At 60.2% G+C, this 19,974-nt stretch carries 13 protein-coding genes; 7 read left to right on the top strand and 6 right to left on the bottom strand.

The genetic code is table 11. The features are described from left to right. The first annotated feature begins 287 nt into the window (after positions 1-287). From mexE to ASC85_RS14310, 6 genes are all read left to right on the top strand, one after another. Positions 288-1,541: a multidrug efflux RND transporter periplasmic adaptor subunit MexE gene (gene mexE / locus ASC85_RS14285; protein ID WP_057449864.1), complete on the top strand. Its 1,254-nt coding sequence runs from the start codon at positions 288-290 to the stop codon at positions 1,539-1,541. A 15-nt stretch (positions 1,542-1,556) separates the two neighbouring features. Then, complete coding sequence (locus ASC85_RS14290) at positions 1,557-4,736, top strand: efflux RND transporter permease subunit (protein WP_057449866.1); 3,180 nt, start codon at positions 1,557-1,559, stop codon at positions 4,734-4,736. Beyond that, positions 4,733-6,154: an efflux transporter outer membrane subunit gene (locus ASC85_RS14295; protein ID WP_057449869.1), complete on the top strand. Its 1,422-nt coding sequence runs from the start codon at positions 4,733-4,735 to the stop codon at positions 6,152-6,154. The genes ASC85_RS14290 and ASC85_RS14295 overlap by 4 nt, the downstream gene beginning before the upstream one ends. Positions 6,155-6,480: 326 nt before the next feature. Beyond that, positions 6,481-7,539, top strand: a complete 1,059-nt coding sequence (locus tag ASC85_RS14300; protein ID WP_057449871.1) for a tetratricopeptide repeat protein — start codon at positions 6,481-6,483, stop codon at positions 7,537-7,539. A 246-nt stretch (positions 7,540-7,785) separates the two neighbouring features. Further along, the gene (locus ASC85_RS14305; protein ID WP_057449873.1) at positions 7,786-9,288 is read left to right on the top strand and encodes an ATPase domain-containing protein; all 1,503 of its coding nucleotides are present in this window, start codon (positions 7,786-7,788) and stop codon (positions 9,286-9,288) included. Then, complete coding sequence (locus ASC85_RS14310) at positions 9,285-10,958, top strand: response regulator (protein WP_057449876.1); 1,674 nt, start codon at positions 9,285-9,287, stop codon at positions 10,956-10,958. Before ASC85_RS14305 ends, ASC85_RS14310 begins: the two co-directional genes overlap by 4 nt. Before the next feature lie 163 nt (positions 10,959-11,121). Here ASC85_RS14310 and ASC85_RS14315 read toward each other — a convergent pair whose 3' ends face one another. From ASC85_RS14315 to ASC85_RS14335, 5 genes are read right to left on the bottom strand one after another with little or no spacing between them, the layout of a single operon-like run. Then, on the bottom strand, positions 11,122-11,499 hold the full coding sequence (locus tag ASC85_RS14315; RefSeq protein WP_014338183.1) for a response regulator: 378 nt from the start codon (positions 11,497-11,499) through the stop codon (positions 11,122-11,124). After that, positions 11,492-12,772 carry a hybrid sensor histidine kinase/response regulator gene (locus tag ASC85_RS14320; protein WP_057449878.1) on the bottom strand — a complete coding sequence of 427 codons (1,281 nt, stop codon included), beginning with the start codon at positions 12,770-12,772 and terminating at the stop codon, positions 11,492-11,494. Before ASC85_RS14320 ends, ASC85_RS14315 begins: the two co-directional genes overlap by 8 nt. Before the next feature lie 5 nt (positions 12,773-12,777). Beyond that, positions 12,778-13,365: a chemotaxis protein CheB gene (locus tag ASC85_RS14325; protein ID WP_057449880.1), complete on the bottom strand. Its 588-nt coding sequence runs from the start codon at positions 13,363-13,365 to the stop codon at positions 12,778-12,780. Next, complete coding sequence (locus tag ASC85_RS14330; protein ID WP_057449882.1) at positions 13,362-14,177, bottom strand: CheR family methyltransferase; 816 nt, start codon at positions 14,175-14,177, stop codon at positions 13,362-13,364. The genes ASC85_RS14325 and ASC85_RS14330 overlap by 4 nt, the downstream gene beginning before the upstream one ends. Then, the gene (locus ASC85_RS14335) at positions 14,177-17,659 is read right to left on the bottom strand and encodes a response regulator (protein WP_057449885.1); all 3,483 of its coding nucleotides are present in this window, start codon (positions 17,657-17,659) and stop codon (positions 14,177-14,179) included. The genes ASC85_RS14330 and ASC85_RS14335 overlap by 1 nt, the downstream gene beginning before the upstream one ends. Before the next feature lie 285 nt (positions 17,660-17,944). Here ASC85_RS14335 and ASC85_RS14340 point away from each other — a divergent pair, with 285 nt between their 5' ends. Next, on the top strand, positions 17,945-18,316 hold the full coding sequence (locus ASC85_RS14340) for a response regulator (protein WP_057449887.1): 372 nt from the start codon (positions 17,945-17,947) through the stop codon (positions 18,314-18,316). A gap of 98 nt (positions 18,317-18,414) precedes the next feature. Here ASC85_RS14340 and ASC85_RS14345 read toward each other — a convergent pair whose 3' ends face one another. After that, the gene (locus ASC85_RS14345; protein ID WP_082534381.1) at positions 18,415-19,905 is read right to left on the bottom strand and encodes a PhoPQ-activated protein PqaA family protein; all 1,491 of its coding nucleotides are present in this window, start codon (positions 19,903-19,905) and stop codon (positions 18,415-18,417) included. Between the last annotated feature and the right edge of the window lie 69 nt (positions 19,906-19,974).

The following is a 19,974-nucleotide window of genomic DNA, read 5'->3' on the forward strand; positions in this document are numbered from 1 at the left end:
CGCCAGCAGTTTTGGCCAATCTTCATCTAGTCCTGGTGTCACGCTTGCTTTCCTTGCAGCTCTTCTATCGACGATCAGTTTACTATTTTTGGGGTTTGGTTAGCGCCTATGGGATAAATCCCCTCGCCACAATAATTCACATCTAATGGACAGCATCGCCGAATTAGAGGCCTTATCGATGGCTTATATCATTCTGAATGATAGTTACCTTTGCTTCATTCGATTCGTTCCTCTGCCTTGCGCCACGCATCATCCGCCCATTCTCAATACATTGGCGGATGCTATCCATGGAACATTCACTTTCAAAACTGCGTTTTCCCCTCGCGCTGCTGGCGGTGCTGGTGATGAGCGCCTGCGGCAAGACTCCCGATACGGCAGCGTCCATGCCGCCGGCCAAAGTCAGTGTGGCCAAGGTATTGGAACAACCTGTCAACGAATGGGATGAGTTCACCGGCCGCCTTGAAGCGCCGGAAACCGTCGAGATCCGCCCACGGGTTTCCGGGCAGATCGACGAAGTGGCCTTCACCGAAGGTGCGCTGGTCAAGAAAGGCGACCTGTTGTTCCAGATCGACCCACGCCCCTTCCAGGCTGAAGTACGTCGTCTCGAAGCCCAACTGGCCCAAGCCCGCGCCACCGCCACCCGCAGCGAGAACGAAGCCCAGCGTGGCGAACGCCTGCGCTTGAGCAATGCCATTTCCGCCGAGCTGGCCGACTCGCGCACCAGCGCCGCCCAGGAAGCCCGCGCCGCCGCTGCGGCCATCCAGGCACAATTGGACCTGGCCAAGCTGAACCTGAGCTTCACCCGCGTGACCTCGCCCATCAGCGGTCGCGTCAGCCGGGCGGACATCACCGCCGGCAATCTGGTGACCGCTGACGTCACCCCGCTCACCAGTGTGGTCTCCACCGACAAGGTCTACGCCTACTTCGATGCCGACGAACGTGTCTTCCTCAAGTACACCCAACTTGCCCGCCAGGGCCAGCGCGGCCAGGCCACACCAGTCTACATGGGCCTGTCCAACGAAGACGGCAACCCGCACCTGGGCCAGATGAACTTTGTCGACAACCAAGTCAACCCGCAGACCGGCACCATCCGTGGTCGTGCCGTGTTCGACAACAAGGACGGTGCCTACACCCCAGGCCTGTATGCCCGCCTGAAACTGGTGGGCAGCGGCACTTATGCCGCCGTGCTGATCAACGACGAAGCCGTCGGCACCGACCTGGGCAAGAAATTCGTGCTGGTGATGGATGCCGAGAACAAGCCGGCCTACCGCGCCGTCGAGCTGGGTCCGAAGATCGAAGGCCTGCGCATCGTGCGCAACGGCCTGAGCAAGAACGACACCATCATCGTCAAGGGACTGCAACGGGCTCGTCCGGGGGCACCGGTCACGCCTGAGACCGTGCCGATGGCCAGCGACGAAACCATTGCCGCCCTGGCACAACAACGTAAAGCGCTCGAAGCCAGCAACCTGCCCCAAGTCGCGCCATCCAAGGACGCGTCAGGGGCGGCAGGCAAATTGGCCGCTGCGACCCCACGCGGTTAAGGGACTGAATCCAAGATGAAATTTTCCCAGTTCTTCATTTCGCGACCGATCTTCGCAGCTGTGCTTTCGCTGCTGATCCTGATCGCCGGCGCCATCTCGCTGTTCCAATTGCCGATCAGCGAATACCCGGAAGTCGTGCCGCCGACCGTGGTCGTGCGCGCCAACTTCCCGGGCGCCAACCCCAAGGTCATCGGCGAGACCGTGGCCGCGCCCCTGGAGCAAGCCATCACCGGCGTCGAGAACATGCTGTACATGTCCTCGCAGTCCACCGCTGACGGCAAGATCACCCTGACCATCACCTTCGCCCTGGGCACCGACCTGGACAACGCCCAGGTGCAGGTGCAGAACCGTGTCACCCGGACCGAACCCAAGCTGCCGGAAGAAGTGACCCGGATCGGCATCACGGTGGACAAGGCGTCGCCCGACCTGACCATGGTCGTGCACTTGACCTCGCCGGACAAACGCTACGACATGCTCTACCTGTCCAACTACGCGCTGCTCAACATCAAGGATGAGCTGGCCCGTCTGGGCGGCGTGGGTGACGTGCAACTGTTCGGCATGGGCGACTACTCCCTGCGAGTCTGGCTGGATCCGAACAAGACCGCTTCGCGCAACCTGACCGCCACCGACGTGGTCACCGCGATCCGTGAACAGAACCGCCAGGTGGCGGCCGGCGCCCTGGGTGCACCGCCAGCACCGAATGCCCAGGCTTTCCAGCTCTCGATCAACACCCAGGGTCGCCTGGTGAATGAGGAAGAGTTCGAGAACATCATCATTCGTTCCGGCGCCAACGGCGAGATCACTCGCCTGAAGGACATCGCCCGGGTCGAACTGGGTTCCAGCCAATACGCCCTGCGTTCGCTGCTGGATAACCAGCCGGCGGTGGCAATCCCGATCTTCCAGCGTCCTGGCTCCAACGCCATCCAGATCTCCAACGACGTTCGCGAGAAGATGGAAGAGTTGAAGAAGGGCTTCCCGGCCGGGATGGACTACAGCATCGTCTATGACCCGACGATCTTCGTCCGTGGCTCCATCGAGGCGGTGGTGCACACCCTGTTCGAAGCACTGATTCTCGTGGTGCTGGTGGTGATCCTGTTCCTGCAGACCTGGCGCGCCTCGATCATTCCATTGGTGGCGGTGCCGGTGTCGCTGATCGGTACATTCGCGGTGATGCACTTGTTCGGCTTTTCGTTGAACGCACTCTCGCTGTTCGGCCTGGTACTGGCGATCGGTATCGTGGTGGACGACGCGATCGTGGTGGTGGAGAACGTCGAGCGAAACATCGAACTGGGGCTCACCCCGGTGGAAGCGACCAAGCGCGCCATGGGCGAAGTGACCGGCCCGATCATCGCCACCGCCCTGGTGCTGTGCGCGGTGTTCGTTCCGGCAGCGTTCATCAGTGGCTTGACCGGGCAGTTCTATAAGCAGTTCGCCCTGACCATTGCCATCTCCACGGTGATTTCGGCAGTCAATTCCCTGACCCTGTCGCCGGCCCTGGCTGCCGTGTTGCTCAAGGGCCATGATGCGCCCAAGGACCGTTTCTCCAAGTTCCTCGACAAGCTCTTCGGTGGCTGGTTGTTCCGTCCGTTCAACCGCTTCTTCGAGCGCGCCAGCCATGGTTACGTGGGCACCGTCGCCCGAGTGATTCGTAGCAGCGGCATCGCCCTGGTGCTGTACGCGGGCCTGATGGTGCTGACCTTCTTCGGCTTCTCCAACACCCCGACCGGCTTCGTACCCGGCCAGGACAAGCAATACCTGGTGGCCTTCGCCCAACTGCCGGACGCCGCGAGCCTGGATCGCACCGAAGACGTGATCAAGCGCATGTCGGACCTGGCCCTCAAGCAACCGGGCGTTGAAAGCGCCGTGGCCTTCCCAGGCCTGTCGATCAACGGTTTCACCAACAGCCCGAACGCCGGCATCGTGTTCGTGACCCTCAAGCCTTTCGACGAACGCAAGGACCCGAGCATGTCGGCCGGCGCCATCGCCGGTGCCTTGAACGGCCAATACGCCGGGATCCAGGAAGCCTACATGGCGATCTTCCCGCCGCCGCCGGTACAGGGCCTGGGTACGATCGGTGGTTTCCGCCTGCAAATCGAGGACCGGGGCAACCTGGGCTACGACGAGCTGTACAAAGAAACCATGAACATCATCACCAAGAGCCGTAGCGTGCCGGAACTGGCCGGGTTGTTCACCAGCTACACCGTGAACGTGCCCCAGGTCGATGCCGCCATCGACCGTGAAAAAGCCAAGACCCACGGCGTGGCCGTCAGCGACATCTTCGACACCCTGCAGATCTACCTGGGTTCGCTGTATGCCAACGACTTCAACCGCTTCGGCCGCACCTACCAGGTCAACGTCCAGGCTGAGCAGCAATTCCGTCTCGAGTCGGACCAGATCGGCCAGCTCAAGGTGCGCAACAACCGTGGCGAGATGATACCGCTGGCGACCTTCATCAAGGTCAGCGACACCTCGGGGCCAGACCGCGTGATGCACTACAACGGCTTCATCACCGCTGAAATCAACGGTGCCGCCGCCCCGGGCTACAGCTCCGGCCAGGCGGAAAAAGCCATCGAGAAACTGCTCAAGGACGAATTGCCCAACGGCATGACGTACGAGTGGACCGACCTGACCTACCAGCAGATCCTCTCGGGCAACACCGCGCTGTTCGTGTTCCCGCTCTGCGTATTGCTGGCGTTCCTGGTACTCGCGGCACAGTACGAAAGCTGGAGCCTGCCATTGGCGGTGATCCTGATCGTACCGATGACCCTGCTGTCGGCCATTACCGGGGTGATTCTCTCCGGCGGCGACAACAACATCTTTACCCAGATCGGCTTGATCGTACTGGTGGGGCTTGCCTGCAAGAACGCGATCCTGATCGTCGAGTTCGCCAAGGATAAACAGCTCGAAGGCATGAACCCGCTGGCGGCGGTTCTCGAAGCGTGCCGCCTGCGTCTGCGGCCGATTCTGATGACCTCCTTCGCCTTCATCATGGGCGTGGTGCCCCTGGTGTTCTCCAGTGGCGCCGGTGCCGAAATGCGCCATGCCATGGGTGTGGCGGTGTTCTCCGGGATGCTCGGCGTGACCTTCTTCGGCCTGCTGCTCACCCCTGTGTTCTATGTACTGATCCGCAACTTCGTCGAGCGCAGCGAGGCCCGCAAGGCGGCCCGGGCTTTGAAACTGGAGGCGCAACAATGAGTTTGAAAGCGTTCGTGCCGAGCTTGCTGGCATTGGCCTTGAGTGCCTGCGCCGTGGGCCCGGACTACCAGGCCCCGCAAACGGAGGCGGCGAATATCACCACCGCCACCGACGGCGCCGCCGGCCAGAAGAATTTCGATCGTGCCCGCTTTGAAGGGATCTGGTGGCAGCAGTTCGACGACCCGACCCTTAATGCGTTGGTGACCCGTTCCCTGGAAGGCAACCGCGAGTTGCGCGTGGCCTTCGCCCGTCTGCGGGCCGCCCGGGCGATTCGCGATGACGCCAGCAATGACGCCATGCCGACCATCACCAGCCGTGGCAGCAGTAACCTGGGCAAAGGCCAGATCCCGGGACAGACCACTGACCGGGTCAATACCGAGCGTTACGACCTGGGCCTGGACATGGCCTGGGAGCTGGACTTGTTCGGACGCATCCAGCGCAACCTGGAAGCCACCGATGCCAATCAGCAGGCGATCGAAGCCGATCTCTATCAGTTGCAGGTGACCATGATCGCCGAACTGGTGGACGCCTACGGTCAATTGCGCGGCGCGCAATTGCGGGAAAAGATCGCCCTGGCGAACCTCAAGAATCAGCAGGATTCGCGCAAGATCACCGAAAGCCTGCGTGATGCCGGCGTCGGCGATCAGCTCGATGTGGTGCGGGCCGATGCGCGCCTGGCCTCAGTGGAAGCCAGCGTGCCGCAGCTGCAGGCCGAACAGGTGCGCCAGCGCAATCGCATCGCCACGTTGCTGGGCGAGCGTCCGGACAAACTCAGCGTGGACCTGAGCCCGAAACAGTTGCCGGCCATCGCCAAGGCCCTGCCCATCGGCGATCCGGGTGAACTGCTGCAACGGCGCCCGGACATTCTCAGCGCCGAACGCCAACTGGCCGCTGCCACGGCGCGCATCGGCGTGGCCAAGGCCGATCTGTTCCCACGGGTAAGCCTGAGCGGTTTCCTCGGCTTCACGGCTGGCCGCGGCTCGCAGATCGGCTCCTCGGCGGCCAACGCCTGGGCGCTGGGCCCGAGCATTACCTGGGCGGCTTTCGACCTGGGCAGCGTGCGGGCTCGCTTGCGCGGTGCCGACGCCGAGGCGGACGGCGCCCTGGCGACCTACGAACAGCAAGTGCTGCTGGCCCTGGAAGAATCGGAGAACGCCTTCAGTGACTACGGCAAACGCCAACAACGGCTGATCTCGCTGATCCGCCAGAGTGAATCGAGCCGTGCCGCCGCCGACCTGGCCGAGATTCGCTACCGCGAAGGCACCGTGGACTTCCTCGTGCTGCTCGACGCCCAGCGCGAACGCCTGGCTGCCGAAGACACCCAGGCCCAGGCCGAAGTGGACCTGTACCGCGGCATCGTCGCGATCTATAAGGCCCTGGGCGGTGGCTGGAAACCGGAGACCGTTGCCAGCAACTGATCCCCTTCTCAACCGAGCTCCTTTGGTTGGCCGCAACCAGCCAAATTTTTGCCCCGCTTCTCATTTGGACGCGGGGCTTTTTTTCGGCTGGCGCTAACCTCCACTCCTCTTGGAGGAGCACCCTGTGGGAGCAAAGCTTGCTCGCGATAGCAGTGTGTCAGTTGCATTGCTGCAAAATGTGCCACCCTCATCGCGGGCAAGCCTTGCTCCCACACTGACTCGGGCAAGCTTACCCTGGGCCCATGAGATGCTTCACAGGGTTTGACTCAAGCCCCCGCCTGACCGAAGCTTGCGGCATTTCACGCTTCTGGTAATGGATTCCCTGCATGCTCTCGCCTCGCCGCCGCTATCTGCTCCTCAGCCTCTGTGTCCTGTTGGTGATTGGTCTTGTCGCGGTATGGCTACGCAGCACCACGCCGCAGATCCCTGAAGCGATCAAGCGTGGCTACAGCGAAGCCTTGGGCAGCGCCCGCAACGGGCAGCCAGGAGCAGCGCGGATGCTTTACCAGCAATTGGGGCGTCCGGACCTTTCGCCCAAGCGCCGCGTGTGGCTGCACGCCGAACTGCCCAACTACCCCAGCCCCCAAGCCCTGAAGCTGGCGGACGCGGACCTGCACAACGAATCGCCGGACGTGCGTCGAGCCGCCATTGGCAGCATCGTCGGGCTGGTGCCGACGGGTCAGCGCAGCCTGTTGCTCGGCCCGCTCCTGGATGATGACGACCAGAATGTCCGGTTCGCCGCCGTGAACGCGCTGCTGGGCTTGTCGCCGGATGATCTCGGCCTGTATTTCGGGGCGATGCAGTTAGCCATCGACACCTGGGAACAGGTGCTCGAGGACGGTCCGAAAACCGCTGAGACCCACTACCAGCTCGCCCGACTGCACCTGCACAACGCCGAACTGAAGAAAGCCCAACTGGCCCTTGAACAGGCCTTGCGCCTGCAACCGGACAACCTGCCGGCGCTGGTCATGCAGATCGAGGTGCTGGACAAACAGGGCCAAAGCGAAGCGGCGCGACTATTGCTCGCCCGACAGTTGCAAACCCAGCCCGCGTCGGCCTATCTGCAACATGCGTTGGGCATGTGGCTGCTGCAACACGGCCAGAACGAGTATGCGGTGCTCGGCTTGGCAAAAGCGGTGGAACTGGAGCCCGAGAATCGCCAATACCGCTATGACCTGGCGACCACCCTGCATGCCGAGCAGGAAGTGGAAGCGGCACAGAAACAGCTGCAGGAAATCGTCCAGCGTTACCCCGCCGACCGCAAGGCACGGGTGCTGCTGATCAACTATTGGAAGGAAACCGGCCAGTTACAGAATGTTCAGATCCTGCTGGCGCAACTTGAACAGTTGAACCCCGACGACCCGGCGCTGCAACAGGGTCTGTAGGAGCTGCCGAAGGCTCGGGCCGCGTTCGGACGATCTTTTGATCTTGATCTTTCGCTTGCGACTCAATTGTCTGGGACAAGATCGCAGCCTCGCTTCGCTCGACAGCTCCTACGAAGTTGTGCAGCACACCGCGTTTTATCGATATAAGCGGAACCGCCATCACCGCCAAGGGTCAAGTGTTCAGGCAGTTGAATTCAGGCGTTACCCAGCCTGCTGCCCACTTCCCTAGTCATGAGAGGGCTTTTTTTGTCTACATCTAACGAGTTGATCAGTGCAAAAGCCGCCATCGGCATCGAAGGGTTGGACGATATCCTTTCCGGTGGTTTGTCCCGCGGCCATGTGTTCCTGCTTGAGGGGGAACCGGGGACTGGTAAGACCACGGTCGCGCTGCATTTTCTGTTGGCCGGCGCCAAGGCTGGCGAGCGCTCGTTGTACATCACGCTATCGGAAACCGAGCGTGAACTGCGTCAGGGCGCAACCTCCCACGGGTGGACGCTGGACAACAACATTCATATTTTCGAACTGACCCCGCCCGAAAGCCTGCTCAATGCCGAGCACCAGCAGAGTCTGCTGTACTCCTCGGACCTGGAGCTGGGCGAAGCGACCCGGCAGATCTTCGAAGTGGTCGAACGGGTCAAGCCGACCCGGGTGGTGCTCGACAGCCTGTCGGAGATTCGCCTGCTGGCGCAAAGCTCCTTGCGCTATCGTCGCCAGATCCTCGCGATCAAGCACTACTTCGTGCGCTACGACGCCACGGTCCTGCTGCTCGACGACCTGACCACCGAGTCCCTGGACAAGACCGTCCACAGTGTCGCCCACGGGGTGATTCGCCTGGAAGAACTGACCCCCAACTATGGCGCCGAACGACGCAGGATCCGGGTGGTCAAGTATCGCGGACAGAAATACCGCGGCGGTTACCATGACTTCACCATCATGGGCGACGGCGTACACGTCTTCCCACGCCTGGTGGCCGCCGAACACCGAGGCCAATACCTGCGCCAGCAACTCTCCAGCGGCATCGGCGAACTGGACGCCCTGCTGGGTGGCGGTATCGAGACCGGCTCCAGCACGTTGATCCTCGGCCCGGCGGGGACCGGCAAGTCGCTGATAGCACTTATTTTTGCCGCAGCCGCCGTGCATCGTGGCGAGAAGGCCGCGCTGTTCATCTTCGATGAAGAACTTGGCCTGTTGTTCGAACGCATGAAAAACATCGGCATCGACCTGCACGCCCTGCAAGAGACCGGCAACCTGCTGATCGAACAAGTGGACGCCGCCGAGCTGTCCCCTGGCGAGTTCTCCCACCGCGTACGCCGTTGTGTCGATGAGGGTGATATCAAGACCGTGGTCATCGACAGCATCAATGGCTATCAGGCGGCCATGCCGGAAGAGAACGCCCTGGTCCTGCACATGCATGAACTGTTGCTCTACCTCAACCGCAAGGGCGCGGCGACCTTCATGACTGTCGCACAGCACGGTCTGGTCGGCGACATGCAGGCGCCCGTGGACATTACTTACCTGGCTGACACGGTGATTCTTTTGCGTTATTTCGAAGCACTGGGCAAGGTGCGCCGAGCGATTTCCATCATCAAGAAACGCACGGGCAGCCATGAGTCGACCATCCGCGAATACCGCATCAGCGGCTTGGGCATGACCATCGGCGAGCCGCTCGAGGCGTTCCAAGGCGTCTTGCGAGGGGTTCCCACTTACATGGGCGAAAGCAACCCGCTGCTCAGGGATGAACACCGGTGACGCTGGCCGAGCCCCTGTCCGAGCGGGCGCTGATCCTCGCGCCGCTGGGACGGGACAGCCAGATCGCCTTGATGATCCTCAATGAAGCCGGTTTTGCCGGCCTCATCTGCCGTCATCTGGGCCATTTGTGCGAAGAATTGGAAAAAGGTGCCGGCCTGCTGGTGATTTCCTCGGAAGCCCTGGTGGGGCCTGATCTGGAAGCGCTGTTCCTGCACATCGAGCAGCAGCCAGCCTGGTCCGACCTGCCCATTGTCTTGCTGACCCATCACGGCGGCCCGGAACAGAACCCGGCGGCGCGTATCGGTATGCAACTGGGCAACGTGACCTTCCTTGAGCGCCCTTTCCACCCAGTGACCCTGATCAGCCTGGTGACCACCGCCCTGCGCGGCCGTCGAAGGCAGTACGAAGCCCGCGACCGCCTGATCGACCTGAGCAACAGCGAACTGCGCCTGCAAACCACCCTTGAAACCCTTGAACAGCAAGTGGAAGAACGCACCGCCCAGTTGCGCCATAACGAAGAGGCACTGCGCCAGTCGCAGAAAATGGAAGCAGTCGGCCAACTCACCGGCGGTATCGCCCACGACTTCAACAACATGCTCACCGGGATCATCGGCAGCCTCGAACTGCTGCGCCGGCGCCTGGCCCGGGGCCGCACCGAGGACCTGGACAGCCTCATCGACCTGGGCGTGACCTCGGCCAACCGCGCCGCCGGCCTGACCCATCGCCTTCTGGCGTTTTCCCGTCGGCAATCACTGGACTCCAAAGCCGTCCAGATGAATACGCTGGTGCTGTCCATGGGCGAGTTGCTGCAACGCAGCCTCAACGAAAGCATCCGTCTGGACATGCAGTTGGACGAACAGCTCTGGGTCGCCGAAGCCGACCCCAACCAGCTGGAAAGCGCCCTGCTCAACCTGGTCCTCAACGCCCGGGACGCCATGCCCAACGGCGGGAACCTGGTGGTAAAGACGTGCAACCGGCACCTGGACGCCGATTTCACCGATGCCTACACCAACCTGGAACCTGGCGACTATGTGGTGCTGAGCGTGCAGGACAGCGGTTGCGGCATGCCCGAAGCAATCATCGGTCGCGCGTTCGATCCGTTCTTCACCACCAAGCCAATCGGCCAGGGCACCGGGCTGGGCCTGTCGATGATCTATGGGTTCAGCAAGCAATCGCGTGGCCATGTGACCATCGACAGCGAAGTCGACAAAGGCACCACTGTGAACCTTTACCTGCCGCGCTTTCGCGGTGAAGAAATCCACGAGCCCCAGGTCACCACGCCACACGCCCCGTATGCGCAGGACGGTGAGACCGTGCTGATCGTCGAGGACGATCCAGCGGTGCGAGTGCTGGTGAGCGCGGTGTTGAGCGAGCTGGGCTATGCCTTTGTGGAAACGGCCGACGCCAACGGCGCAGTACCGATCCTCCAGTCAGGCCAACGCATCGACCTGCTGATCAGCGACGTGGGCCTGCCCGGCATGAATGGCCGGCAACTGGCAGAAATCGGCCGGCAGCTCCGCCCGGACCTGCCGATACTGTTCATCACCGGTTACGCGGAACATGCAGCCGTACGCGGCGGTTTCCTTGACCCGGGGATGCAGATGATCACCAAGCCGTTCACGTTTGATCTATTGACGGCCAAGGTGCGGGAGATGATCACGGTTCCTTGATTCTGTGGGAAGGCCCTTAACCCTGTGGGAAGGTCCTTGACTCTGTGGGAGCAAAGCTTGCTCGCGATGAAGTCACCTCGGTTTCAGGAAGACCAAGTGGCCTCATCGCGGGCAAGCCTTGCTCCCACAAAGCCTTGCCCAATCCAAACAATACTTTTGAAACCTACGACAACATCGACTGCATGATGCTCTGCAGCTCATCCAGGTCGAACGGCTTGTCCAGGATCGGCGCCTTGCGGGTAATGGGGCTGTCAGTGTCGCGCACTTCCTGCGCGTAGCCACTGATGAAAATGACCTTCAGCTCAGGACGCAACTTGACCGCAGGCTCGGCGATCTGCACCCCGGAGATACCACCCGGCAGGCGGAAATCGGTAATCATCATGTCCAGATGAGGCTTGCTCGCCAGGATCTCGAACGCCTGGGCACCGTTTTCGGCCTGCAGCACCCGGTATCCCTCGCCCGACAGGTAGGCCGACAATACCATCAGGATCGACGGGTCATCCTCGACGATCAATACAACATCTTGCGCATCTTCACTCATGAGAAGCCTTTGTTCGATCAATAGCTGCTGATACGACCTTGGGGTCTCGCAGAGGTTGCGTCTGTTCGGCGGTTTTGTCCAAGACAGTTTTCTGCAAGGGCAGGCAAACACGAAACAACGCCCCTTCATTGAGGCGACTGTTGACCGTGATGGTCCCGCCATGAGCCGCGACAATCTGCTCGGAAATGAACAGCCCCAGCCCAAGGCCAGCAGCGGCCGCCTTGGACGATACGCGCTCGAACTGCTGGAAGATACGTTTCTGGTTTTCCTCGCTGATACCGATGCCATGGTCCTGGACCTCGATACAGGCGTGGTCGGGCGTCTTGTAGACGCGCACCTCGATCGGGCCCTTGCCACCGTAGCGCAACGCATTGGTCAACAAGTTCGAGATCACCTGCTCGATACGAAACTCATCCCAAAGCCCTTCCACCGATGGTTCGGCCAAGCAGGTCAACGAGCACTCGGCGACGGCGATTTGCGGTTGGAAATTGTGTAGCAGGTTTTCCACCAATGCCGTCAGGTTGAAGCGGGTCGGACGGATCGACAACTTGCCGGTGCGAATCCGCGACACATCCAGCATGTCCTCGATCAGCCGGATCAGGCTCTTGATCTGGCGCTCGTCGCGCTCGACCATCGCCCGCACCTTGTCCAGGCTGAAGGCTGAGGCGTTGTCCCGGGCCAGGTGCATCTTGCGCAACTGTGTCTCGAGAATGAGACCATTGAGGGGCGTTCGCACCTCATGAGCGACGATGGACATGAAGTCGTCACGCATGCGTACCGCTTGCTCCAGCTCGCCACGGGTGGCCTCCAGTTGCTGCAACAGAACTTCCTGTTCGCGGCGACTCCGCTCAAGGGCTACGACCTGCTCCTTCATGGCCTTTCGTTGACGGTACAACTCGACGAACACATTGACCTTGCTTTTGACCGCCTGGGTGTCCAGCGGCTTGTGCAGGAAGTCCACCGCGCCGTTCTCATAACCGGTAAAGGCATAGTTGCGTTCACGACCTGCGGCACTGACGAAAATGATAGGGATGCTGCGGGTCTTCTCCGTGCCGCGCATCAGCTCGGCCAGTTGGAAACCGTTCATGTCCGGCATCTGCACATCGATGATGGCCAGGGCAAAGTCGTGTTGCAGCAGCAGGGACAGTGCTTCGTTCGCCGACAGGGCCTTGAAGACCTCGCGGTCGCCGCCCTTGATCAACGCTTCCAGGGCCAACAGATTCTCAGGCAGATCATCGACGATCAGCAGTTTGGCTTGAATATCTCTTGGCATGTGGTTCATTCCAGCCCGGCCAGCAATTGGCCGATGCCTTGCAAAGTAAGGATATGGTCGGGCTCGTGCAGGGCCAGCGCCGCTTCGGGCATGGTCGAGACCTGGGCTTCATCGGGGTCCTGGACCACCGTGATCCCGCCCAGCGCCCTGACCTTCGCCAAGCCACAGGCGCCATCGTTGTTGGCACCGGTCAGCACCACGGCCAGCAATTTCTGGCCGTAGACATCGGCGGCCGATTCAAACAACACATCGATGGACGGCCGCGAATGATGCACCGGCTCCTCCAGGCTCAACGACAGGCTACGGTCAGCCTCGACCGACAAGTGATAGCCGGGCGTGGCGACATACAAGGTTCCCGGCACGATGTCCTGCTTGTCCCGGGCTTCTTCCACCGGCACTGCCAGACGATGTCCGAATACGCGGGCCAGTTGGCTTTCACGTTCGTCCGGCAAATGCAATACCACCAGGATGGGCACGCCAAAGCCTTTGCGCAGGTGTCCGAAGACCCTGAGCAACGCTTCGACGCCACCGGCCGATGCACCGACGACAACGGCCTCGATGGGCGGGTTGGATCTGTCCTTGGTCTGGTTCATAACTTGCGATAGATCCGTTCCTGTTTGACCAACGGCTCGAATCGATGGCCGTAAGCCGAGAAATCCAACGTCTCCTTACTGCCCAATACCAGGAAACCACGGTGACAAAGGGACTCATGAAACAATCCAAACGCCCGATCTTGTAGTTTTTTATTGAAATATATCAATACATTACGACAGGAAATTAACTGAGTCTCTGAAAAGACACTGTCGGTCGCCAGGCTGTGATCGGCAAAGGTCACGTTCTCGCACAGGGTTTTGTCGAACATCGCATAATCGTAGGCGGCGGTATAGTAATCGGCAAACGAGCGCCGGCCTCCGGCGGCCTGGTAGTTCTGGGTATAGGTGCGCACGTTTTCCAGGGAAAAAATCCCCTGCTTGGCTTTTTCCAACGAGCGCGGATTGATATCGGTGGCATAGATGAGTGTGCGGTCCAGCAGGCCTTCTTCGCGCAGCAAGATCGCCATGGAGTAGACCTCCTCTCCCGTGCTGCAACCGGCGATCCAGATCTTGATCGAAGGATACGTCCTGAGCAGCGGCACGACTTCCTCGCGAATGGCCAGGAAATGCGAGGGGTCGCGAAACATCTCGCTGACCGGGATCGTCAGCAGTTGCAGCAACTGCATGAACGCTCCCGGGTCGTGCAGCACGCGCTCCTGCAAGGCCGAAATGGTCTTGCACTCGAACTGGCTCAGCGCATGGTGGACCCGGCGCTTGATGGACGCACCGGAATAATCGCGAAAATCGTAGCTGTACTTGAGGTAGATCGCTTCGATCAACAAACGAAGTTCAATGTCGGTGTCACGTTCCACTAAATTCTTTCCATATTCGGCAACCACACGCGAATCAGCGAGAACAGACGATCCAGATCGATCGGTTTGGCCAGGTAGTCGTTGGAACCCGCCGCCAGGCAGCGCTCCTGATCATCCTTCATGGCCTTGGCCGTCACGGCAATAATGGGCAGCTTGCGCCAGCGCGGGTCCTTGCGGATCAGCGCGGTGGCTTCGAAACCGTCCATCTCCGGCATCATTACATCCATCAGCACCAGGTCGATGTCGTCGAATTCGTTCAGGCGATCGATCGCCTCCAGGCCGTTACGGCCGATGACAACGATCGCCCCCTTCGCCTCCAGGGCGCTGGTCAGGGCAAAGATGTTGCGCACATCGTCGTCCACCAGCAGCACCTTGCGGCCTTCAAACACCTTGTCGCGGCTGCGGGCGGTCTTGAGCATCCGCTGCCGTTCATGGGACAACCGGGATTCGACTTTGTGCAGAAAGAGTGTCACCTCGTCCAACAGGCGCTCTGGCGAACGGGCACCCTTGATGATGATCGAGCGCGAATACTTGCGCAGTTCGGCCTCTTCGTCGCGGGTCAGGTTGCGCCCGGTATAGACGATCACCGGCGGGAAGGAACAGATGTCTTCACTGGACATGCGCTTGAGCAGGTCATTGCCGAGCATGTCCGGCAACTTGAGGTCGATGATCATGCAGTCGTAGACATTGGTCCGCAGCAGGTCCAGGGCTTGCTGGGCCAGGCCAACGGCGGTGATCTCGATGTCATCGTCGCCGATCAGGCGGGTAATACTGTCACGTTGCAGGTCATCGTCCTCCACCAGCAGGACCCGCTTGACCTTCTGCGTCAGCTTGGCTTCCAGGCGGGCGAACACATCCTTGAGTTCTTCGCGGGTGGTCGGCTTGACGGCATAGCCGATGGCGCCCATGTGCATGGCGGCTTCGACGCGGTCTTCGACGGAAATCACGTGCACCGGGATGTGCCGGGTTTCGGCCCGTTCCTTGAGCCGCTGCAACACCGTCAGCCCGGAATGATCCGGCAGGCGCATGTCCAACAGGATCGCGTCGGGAGCCAGTTGCAAGGCCAGGTCGAAGCCTTCATCGGCACCGTGGGCCACCAGGCACTGGTAACCGAGTTCATGGGCCAGGTCGAAGAGGATGCGGGCGAACTTGGGCTCGTCCTCGATCACCAGGATGCACCGGGTGTCGAACGGCGCCTTGTCGCGATCGTCGGCAAATCGGGCAATCGGTGTATCCACTTCAGCCATCAGCGGTGCCGGTGCGGCTTTGGGCGCAGCCGGCGCTGGCGCGGTGGCCGTCGGGGTAAATGTCATCGGTTCTATCGGCGAGTCCCCGGGCTCGACATAACGTTCAGGCAGTACCAGCGTAAACACGCTGCCCTGCCCCGGCTCGCTGGAAACGCAGATCGAGCCGCCCAGCAACGTGGCCAGGTCCCGGGAAATCGACAACCCCAGGCCGGTACCGCCGTAACGACGATTGGTCGTGCCATCGGCCTGGCGGAACGCTTCGAAGATACTTTGCTGCTGATCGGCGGCGATACCGATCCCGGAGTCGCGCACCATGAACGCGATGCCCGAGCCCGGCTGCCCGGCCACCGACAGGCTGACGGTGCCGCGCTCGGTGAACTTCACGGCATTGGATAGCAGGTTCTTGATCACCTGCTCCAGGCGCTGGCGATCGGTGTAGAGCATCGCCGGCGCATCGGGCAATACCTGGACCTCGAACCTCAGGCCCTTGTCGGCTGCCAACGGCTCGAACATGTCCCGCAGGCCTTCCACCAGACGCTGCACACTGGTTTTTTCCGGGCGCACTTCCAGCTTTCCGGCCTCGACCTTGGAGATGTCGAGAATATCGTTGATCAGGTTCAACAGGTCGTTGCCGGCAGAGTAGATCGACTCGGCGAACTTGACCTGTTCTTCGCTGAGGTTCTGCTGCGGGTTTTCCGACAGCAGCTTGGACAGGATCAGCGAGCTGTTGAGCGGCGTGCGCAGCTCGTGGGACATGTTGGCCAGGAACTCGGATTTGTACTTGCTCGAACGCTGCAATTCTTCGGCGCGCTCCTGCAACTGGATCTGGGCCAGGTTCAGCTCGCTGTTCTTCTGGTCCATGGCATCGCGCTGTTCGGCCAACTGCTCGTTGGTCTGCTCCAGTTCCTGCTGCTGGGCTTCCAGGTGGGCCTGGGACTCCTTGAGAATGCGCGACTGCTCTTCCAGTTCCTCGTTGGCGGTCTTGAGCTCTTCCTGCTGCACTTGCAGTTCTTCGTTCAACTGCTGGGTTTCGGCCAGCACTTCCTGCAAGCGCTGGCGATAACGGGCGGCCTCGATGGAGGTGCCGATATTGCCGGAAATCAGCTCCAGCAGCTCAATGTCGCGCTCGGTCAGTGGCCGCAGGAAGCCCAACTCGATGACACCGTTGATCCGGTCATCGTCACTGGTGGGCGCCACCAGCACGCTGTTGGGCAGCCCTTGTCCCAATCCGGAGCTGACTTTCAGGTAATCGTCCGGTACGTCATCCAACCGAATGAGACGCCCCTGTCGCACAGCCTGGCCAGCGATACCTTCACCGTCGACGATCACCTGCTGCTGCGCGTCATCCTCCCGGGACAAGCCATAGCTGGCGACGCGCTTGAGCACGCCATTTTCTTCCCGTACATAGAGCGCAGCGACCGCCACATCCAGGTACTTCGCACAGAACTGCAGGATGTTGCGGCCCAACAGGTTCAGCGACAGTTGCCCCAGGACCTGTTCGGCCAGCAGCGTCTGGCCATTGCGCAACCAGGCCTGCTTTTCCAGGTGCAAGGCGCTGCGTTGCTGGACTTTCAGGCTGGCGCTGTAGCTCTCGGACAAGCTCAACAGATCCCGGCGGCCAACGTAGGCCAGCAGCCCGCTGACAGCGGCGACGAACAGCAGGTACAGGGCGATACTCCAGATCGTGGTGGTGCGCACGTCCTGGTTACGCGCCGCGCGCAGTTGCTGCTCGGTATCGACGATTTCCTCGAAGGTTTGGCGGATTTCGTCCGTCAAGCGCTTGCCGCGCCCGGACCTCACCGCGCTCCGGTAATCCCCGCTGCTGCGTTGCAGGTCGATCATGCCTTGGGCGTACTGGGACCATTCCGTCTGGAGCGCTTGTATCTTGTGCAGCCGGTCGGTCTGGACGGGGTTGTCGGCTGTCAATTCCAGCAGTGTATCCAGCGCAACGGCGATCCGCGGCTTGGCCACTTCATAGGGCTCGAGAAAGTGCTCGTCACCGTTCAACAGGTAGCCACGCATGCCGGTTTCCAGATCCACGCTCAGCTTGAGCGCCTCATTGGCATTATTGATCACCCTGTCGGTATGCCCGACCCACTGGATCACCGACAGCAGGTACGTGACAAGGATGATGAAAAACACCGCGCTGAGGGCGCCCATGCCCAGCGGCAGGCTGATATTGCGGCTCAGGAGCTTGCGAAAACTTTGCTCGTCGACCGAAGACGAAGGAATCATGGAAAAGGCCTTGGTGGACAGTTGAAAACCGTGGAGTTTGCCCGAAGAACGGCGCTTGGATCCACATTATCTGACGAGTCAAAGGCGCAAGTCCCGCGACGATCTACCTTGTAGCAAGGAAGCGACTATCCTTGTCAGCTCTTGTACTATAGATCCTTTCTTGTACAACCCTGGGAACTTGTGCCGCCTCGCAGCTTACTCATAAAAGAGGCTCACAAAAGAGACTCATGAAAGAGGCCGTTTTTTCGAGTCTCCCTCCCGCTCCCTTCTTCGAGAATGTCTACTATGTCCACCCCTCCTCCTGCCACCCAGCCCACCATCCTGGTCGTCGAAGACGATGACATTGTGCGGATGTTGATCGTCGACGTGCTGGAGGAGCTGGAATACCAGGTGCTGGAGGCGGATGGTTGCGAGCAGGCACTGGCATTTTTGCACAACGACACGCAACCCATCGCACTGATGATGACTGACGTCGGCCTGCCGGTCATGGATGGGCGCGAATTGGCGAAACAGGCCCGAGCCGTGCGGCCACAACTGCCGGTGCTGTTTGCCAGTGGTTATGCCGAAAGTATCGATGTACCTGAAGGCATGTCGGTGATCGGCAAGCCTTTCTCCATCGATCAGTTGCGAGACAAGGTCAAACGCATTCTTTCTTGAGCCGGATCGTATTCTTGGTCACTATCGGCGCCCCGCGATTAGCGTGATCGCCACCTTGACGGCGGCGATCACCACTGACTTTTGGCACTTACATATTTCTAACGGACCGACGCTTCCACCAGGGTTTTACAGCGCCTCCCGCTATCTGGTGGCCGGTGATCAGGGTAGGTGTTGGGCGTAATTGTCACTTCGCTGGTCACGACCAACAAATCGGCGAATGTTGCCGCAAAAAAGCTTGCCTCCCATCCTCCGTCAGGAGTGTCTACTGGTACAACCTCCTCCAATCCCCCCGTCAGGTTTACATCGACCTTTTCATAGCGAATATCGCATTCATAACGGAAGTCACGGTCTGTTGGATTATGCGCTCTCCAATAAGTGAGGCTGATCGGTGCCTTTGAAAAGCGCAGGGAAAACTGACGCTTTCCCTCAACCGTTTGTTCGCTTGCGGTTACCGTCGGCAATTCGCGATCGTTTTGCCAATAGGCGAGGACTGGAAGCAACGAAGTGGCAGCGTCGCCGACGCCGCCATGGCCAGCGTTAGGTATCATTCGCATGGAGGTTGGCCCGGGCAAGGCTCGAGCGAAGTTCTGGCTGTCCGGCGGAAAGAAGTCGTCGCCACTGGAGCTGACGATAAACTTGCGGACTGCTAACCGACTGGCGTAGCGACTATTCAGATACTTCAGTGGGTCCTCAATGGTTTCAAGCTTCTTGAAGTTCGCAGTGTAACGCTGTTGGAGGGCGCCTTCGTCGATATAGTCGGTCCATGCGACAGGCCAACTTCTACCATAGGCCCTGTAAGTGTTTTCCATCATCTGTCCGAGCCCAGTTATATCCAGCACTACCGGAATTATGCCTGTGATACGTTCATCCGCGATGGTTGCAAGCCACGCCGCCCAGGCGCGTTTGGAGCCACCAGCAGCAATGAACTGTTTGATTCCAAACTCTTGCTCCGCCAAATCCATGGCCTTGACAAGGCTTTCCATCATTGCGACATCAACCGAGGCAAAGGGCTGCGCTTCCGGACTTCTCAAGAACTGCGCCCAACTTTGTGCGACCAAGGTACCTTCGTATTTCGGATCGCTGTTTCCTTCATAGAAAAGGACCTGATTGGGGACATAGCTGACAGTAATGACAGTCGTTCGGCTTGCTATGGCAACGGCTATTGCCACCTCTGGCGGGGTCTCCAGGGGTTTTACGGGATCATTCCCATCTGGCTCGCGATTCATGCCATCGTCGGCCATCAACAGGGCTGTCGGATGAGGTCTCGGAAAGGTCGGAATGTATATTTCTACATCGTGCGACCACTCTGTGGGGGTTACTTGGCCACCGGGCGACCAGCTTTGCGAGAACAACTCAAAACTTCGAATTGTGATTCCCGGCAATGTTCTTGTGCCTTTATCGACAAATTTAAGCGGCTCGCTGGCCTGCTCTTCCTTGTAACAGTTGAGCACCTCGCTGAAATTCTTACCGCTGGCGTCAAAACAAGACTGGCTTGATCTTGCAGGAGGTGGGGCGGAGGCGGCAAAGGGGCTGGTGACAACCTGAATTGCCAGGAACGATGCGATGGAGACTGAGCGTAATGAGGACATGAGGTAACCCTCTCGCGTTTTTACAAACGGGATGGTGACGCCTCTAAATGCTGGGAGTAACACCGGACG

Origin of the sequence: Pseudomonas sp. Root401 (assembly GCF_001425105.1) — a bacterium.
Lineage (GTDB): Bacteria > Pseudomonadota > Gammaproteobacteria > Pseudomonadales > Pseudomonadaceae > Aquipseudomonas > Aquipseudomonas brassicacearum.

Excerpts from the sequence above, each read along its gene's own strand:
- ASC85_RS14320 (WP_057449878.1), bottom strand. The coding sequence starts at position 12,772 with ATGCCAAGAGATATTCAAGCCAAACTGCTGATCGTCGATGATCTGCCT.
- ASC85_RS14300 (WP_057449871.1), top strand. The coding sequence starts at position 6,481 with ATGCTCTCGCCTCGCCGCCGCTATCTGCTCCTCAGCCTCTGTGTCCTG.
- ASC85_RS14325 (WP_057449880.1), bottom strand. The coding sequence starts at position 13,365 with ATGAACCAGACCAAGGACAGATCCAACCCGCCCATCGAGGCCGTTGTC.
- ASC85_RS14295 (WP_057449869.1), top strand. The coding sequence starts at position 4,733 with ATGAGTTTGAAAGCGTTCGTGCCGAGCTTGCTGGCATTGGCCTTGAGT.
- ASC85_RS14340 (WP_057449887.1), top strand. The coding sequence starts at position 17,945 with ATGTCCACCCCTCCTCCTGCCACCCAGCCCACCATCCTGGTCGTCGAA.
- ASC85_RS14345 (WP_082534381.1), bottom strand. The coding sequence starts at position 19,905 with ATGTCCTCATTACGCTCAGTCTCCATCGCATCGTTCCTGGCAATTCAG.
- ASC85_RS14335 (WP_057449885.1), bottom strand. The coding sequence starts at position 17,659 with ATGATTCCTTCGTCTTCGGTCGACGAGCAAAGTTTTCGCAAGCTCCTG.
- ASC85_RS14290 (WP_057449866.1), top strand. The coding sequence starts at position 1,557 with ATGAAATTTTCCCAGTTCTTCATTTCGCGACCGATCTTCGCAGCTGTG.
- mexE (WP_057449864.1), top strand. The coding sequence starts at position 288 with ATGGAACATTCACTTTCAAAACTGCGTTTTCCCCTCGCGCTGCTGGCG.
- ASC85_RS14315 (WP_014338183.1), bottom strand. The coding sequence starts at position 11,499 with ATGAGTGAAGATGCGCAAGATGTTGTATTGATCGTCGAGGATGACCCG.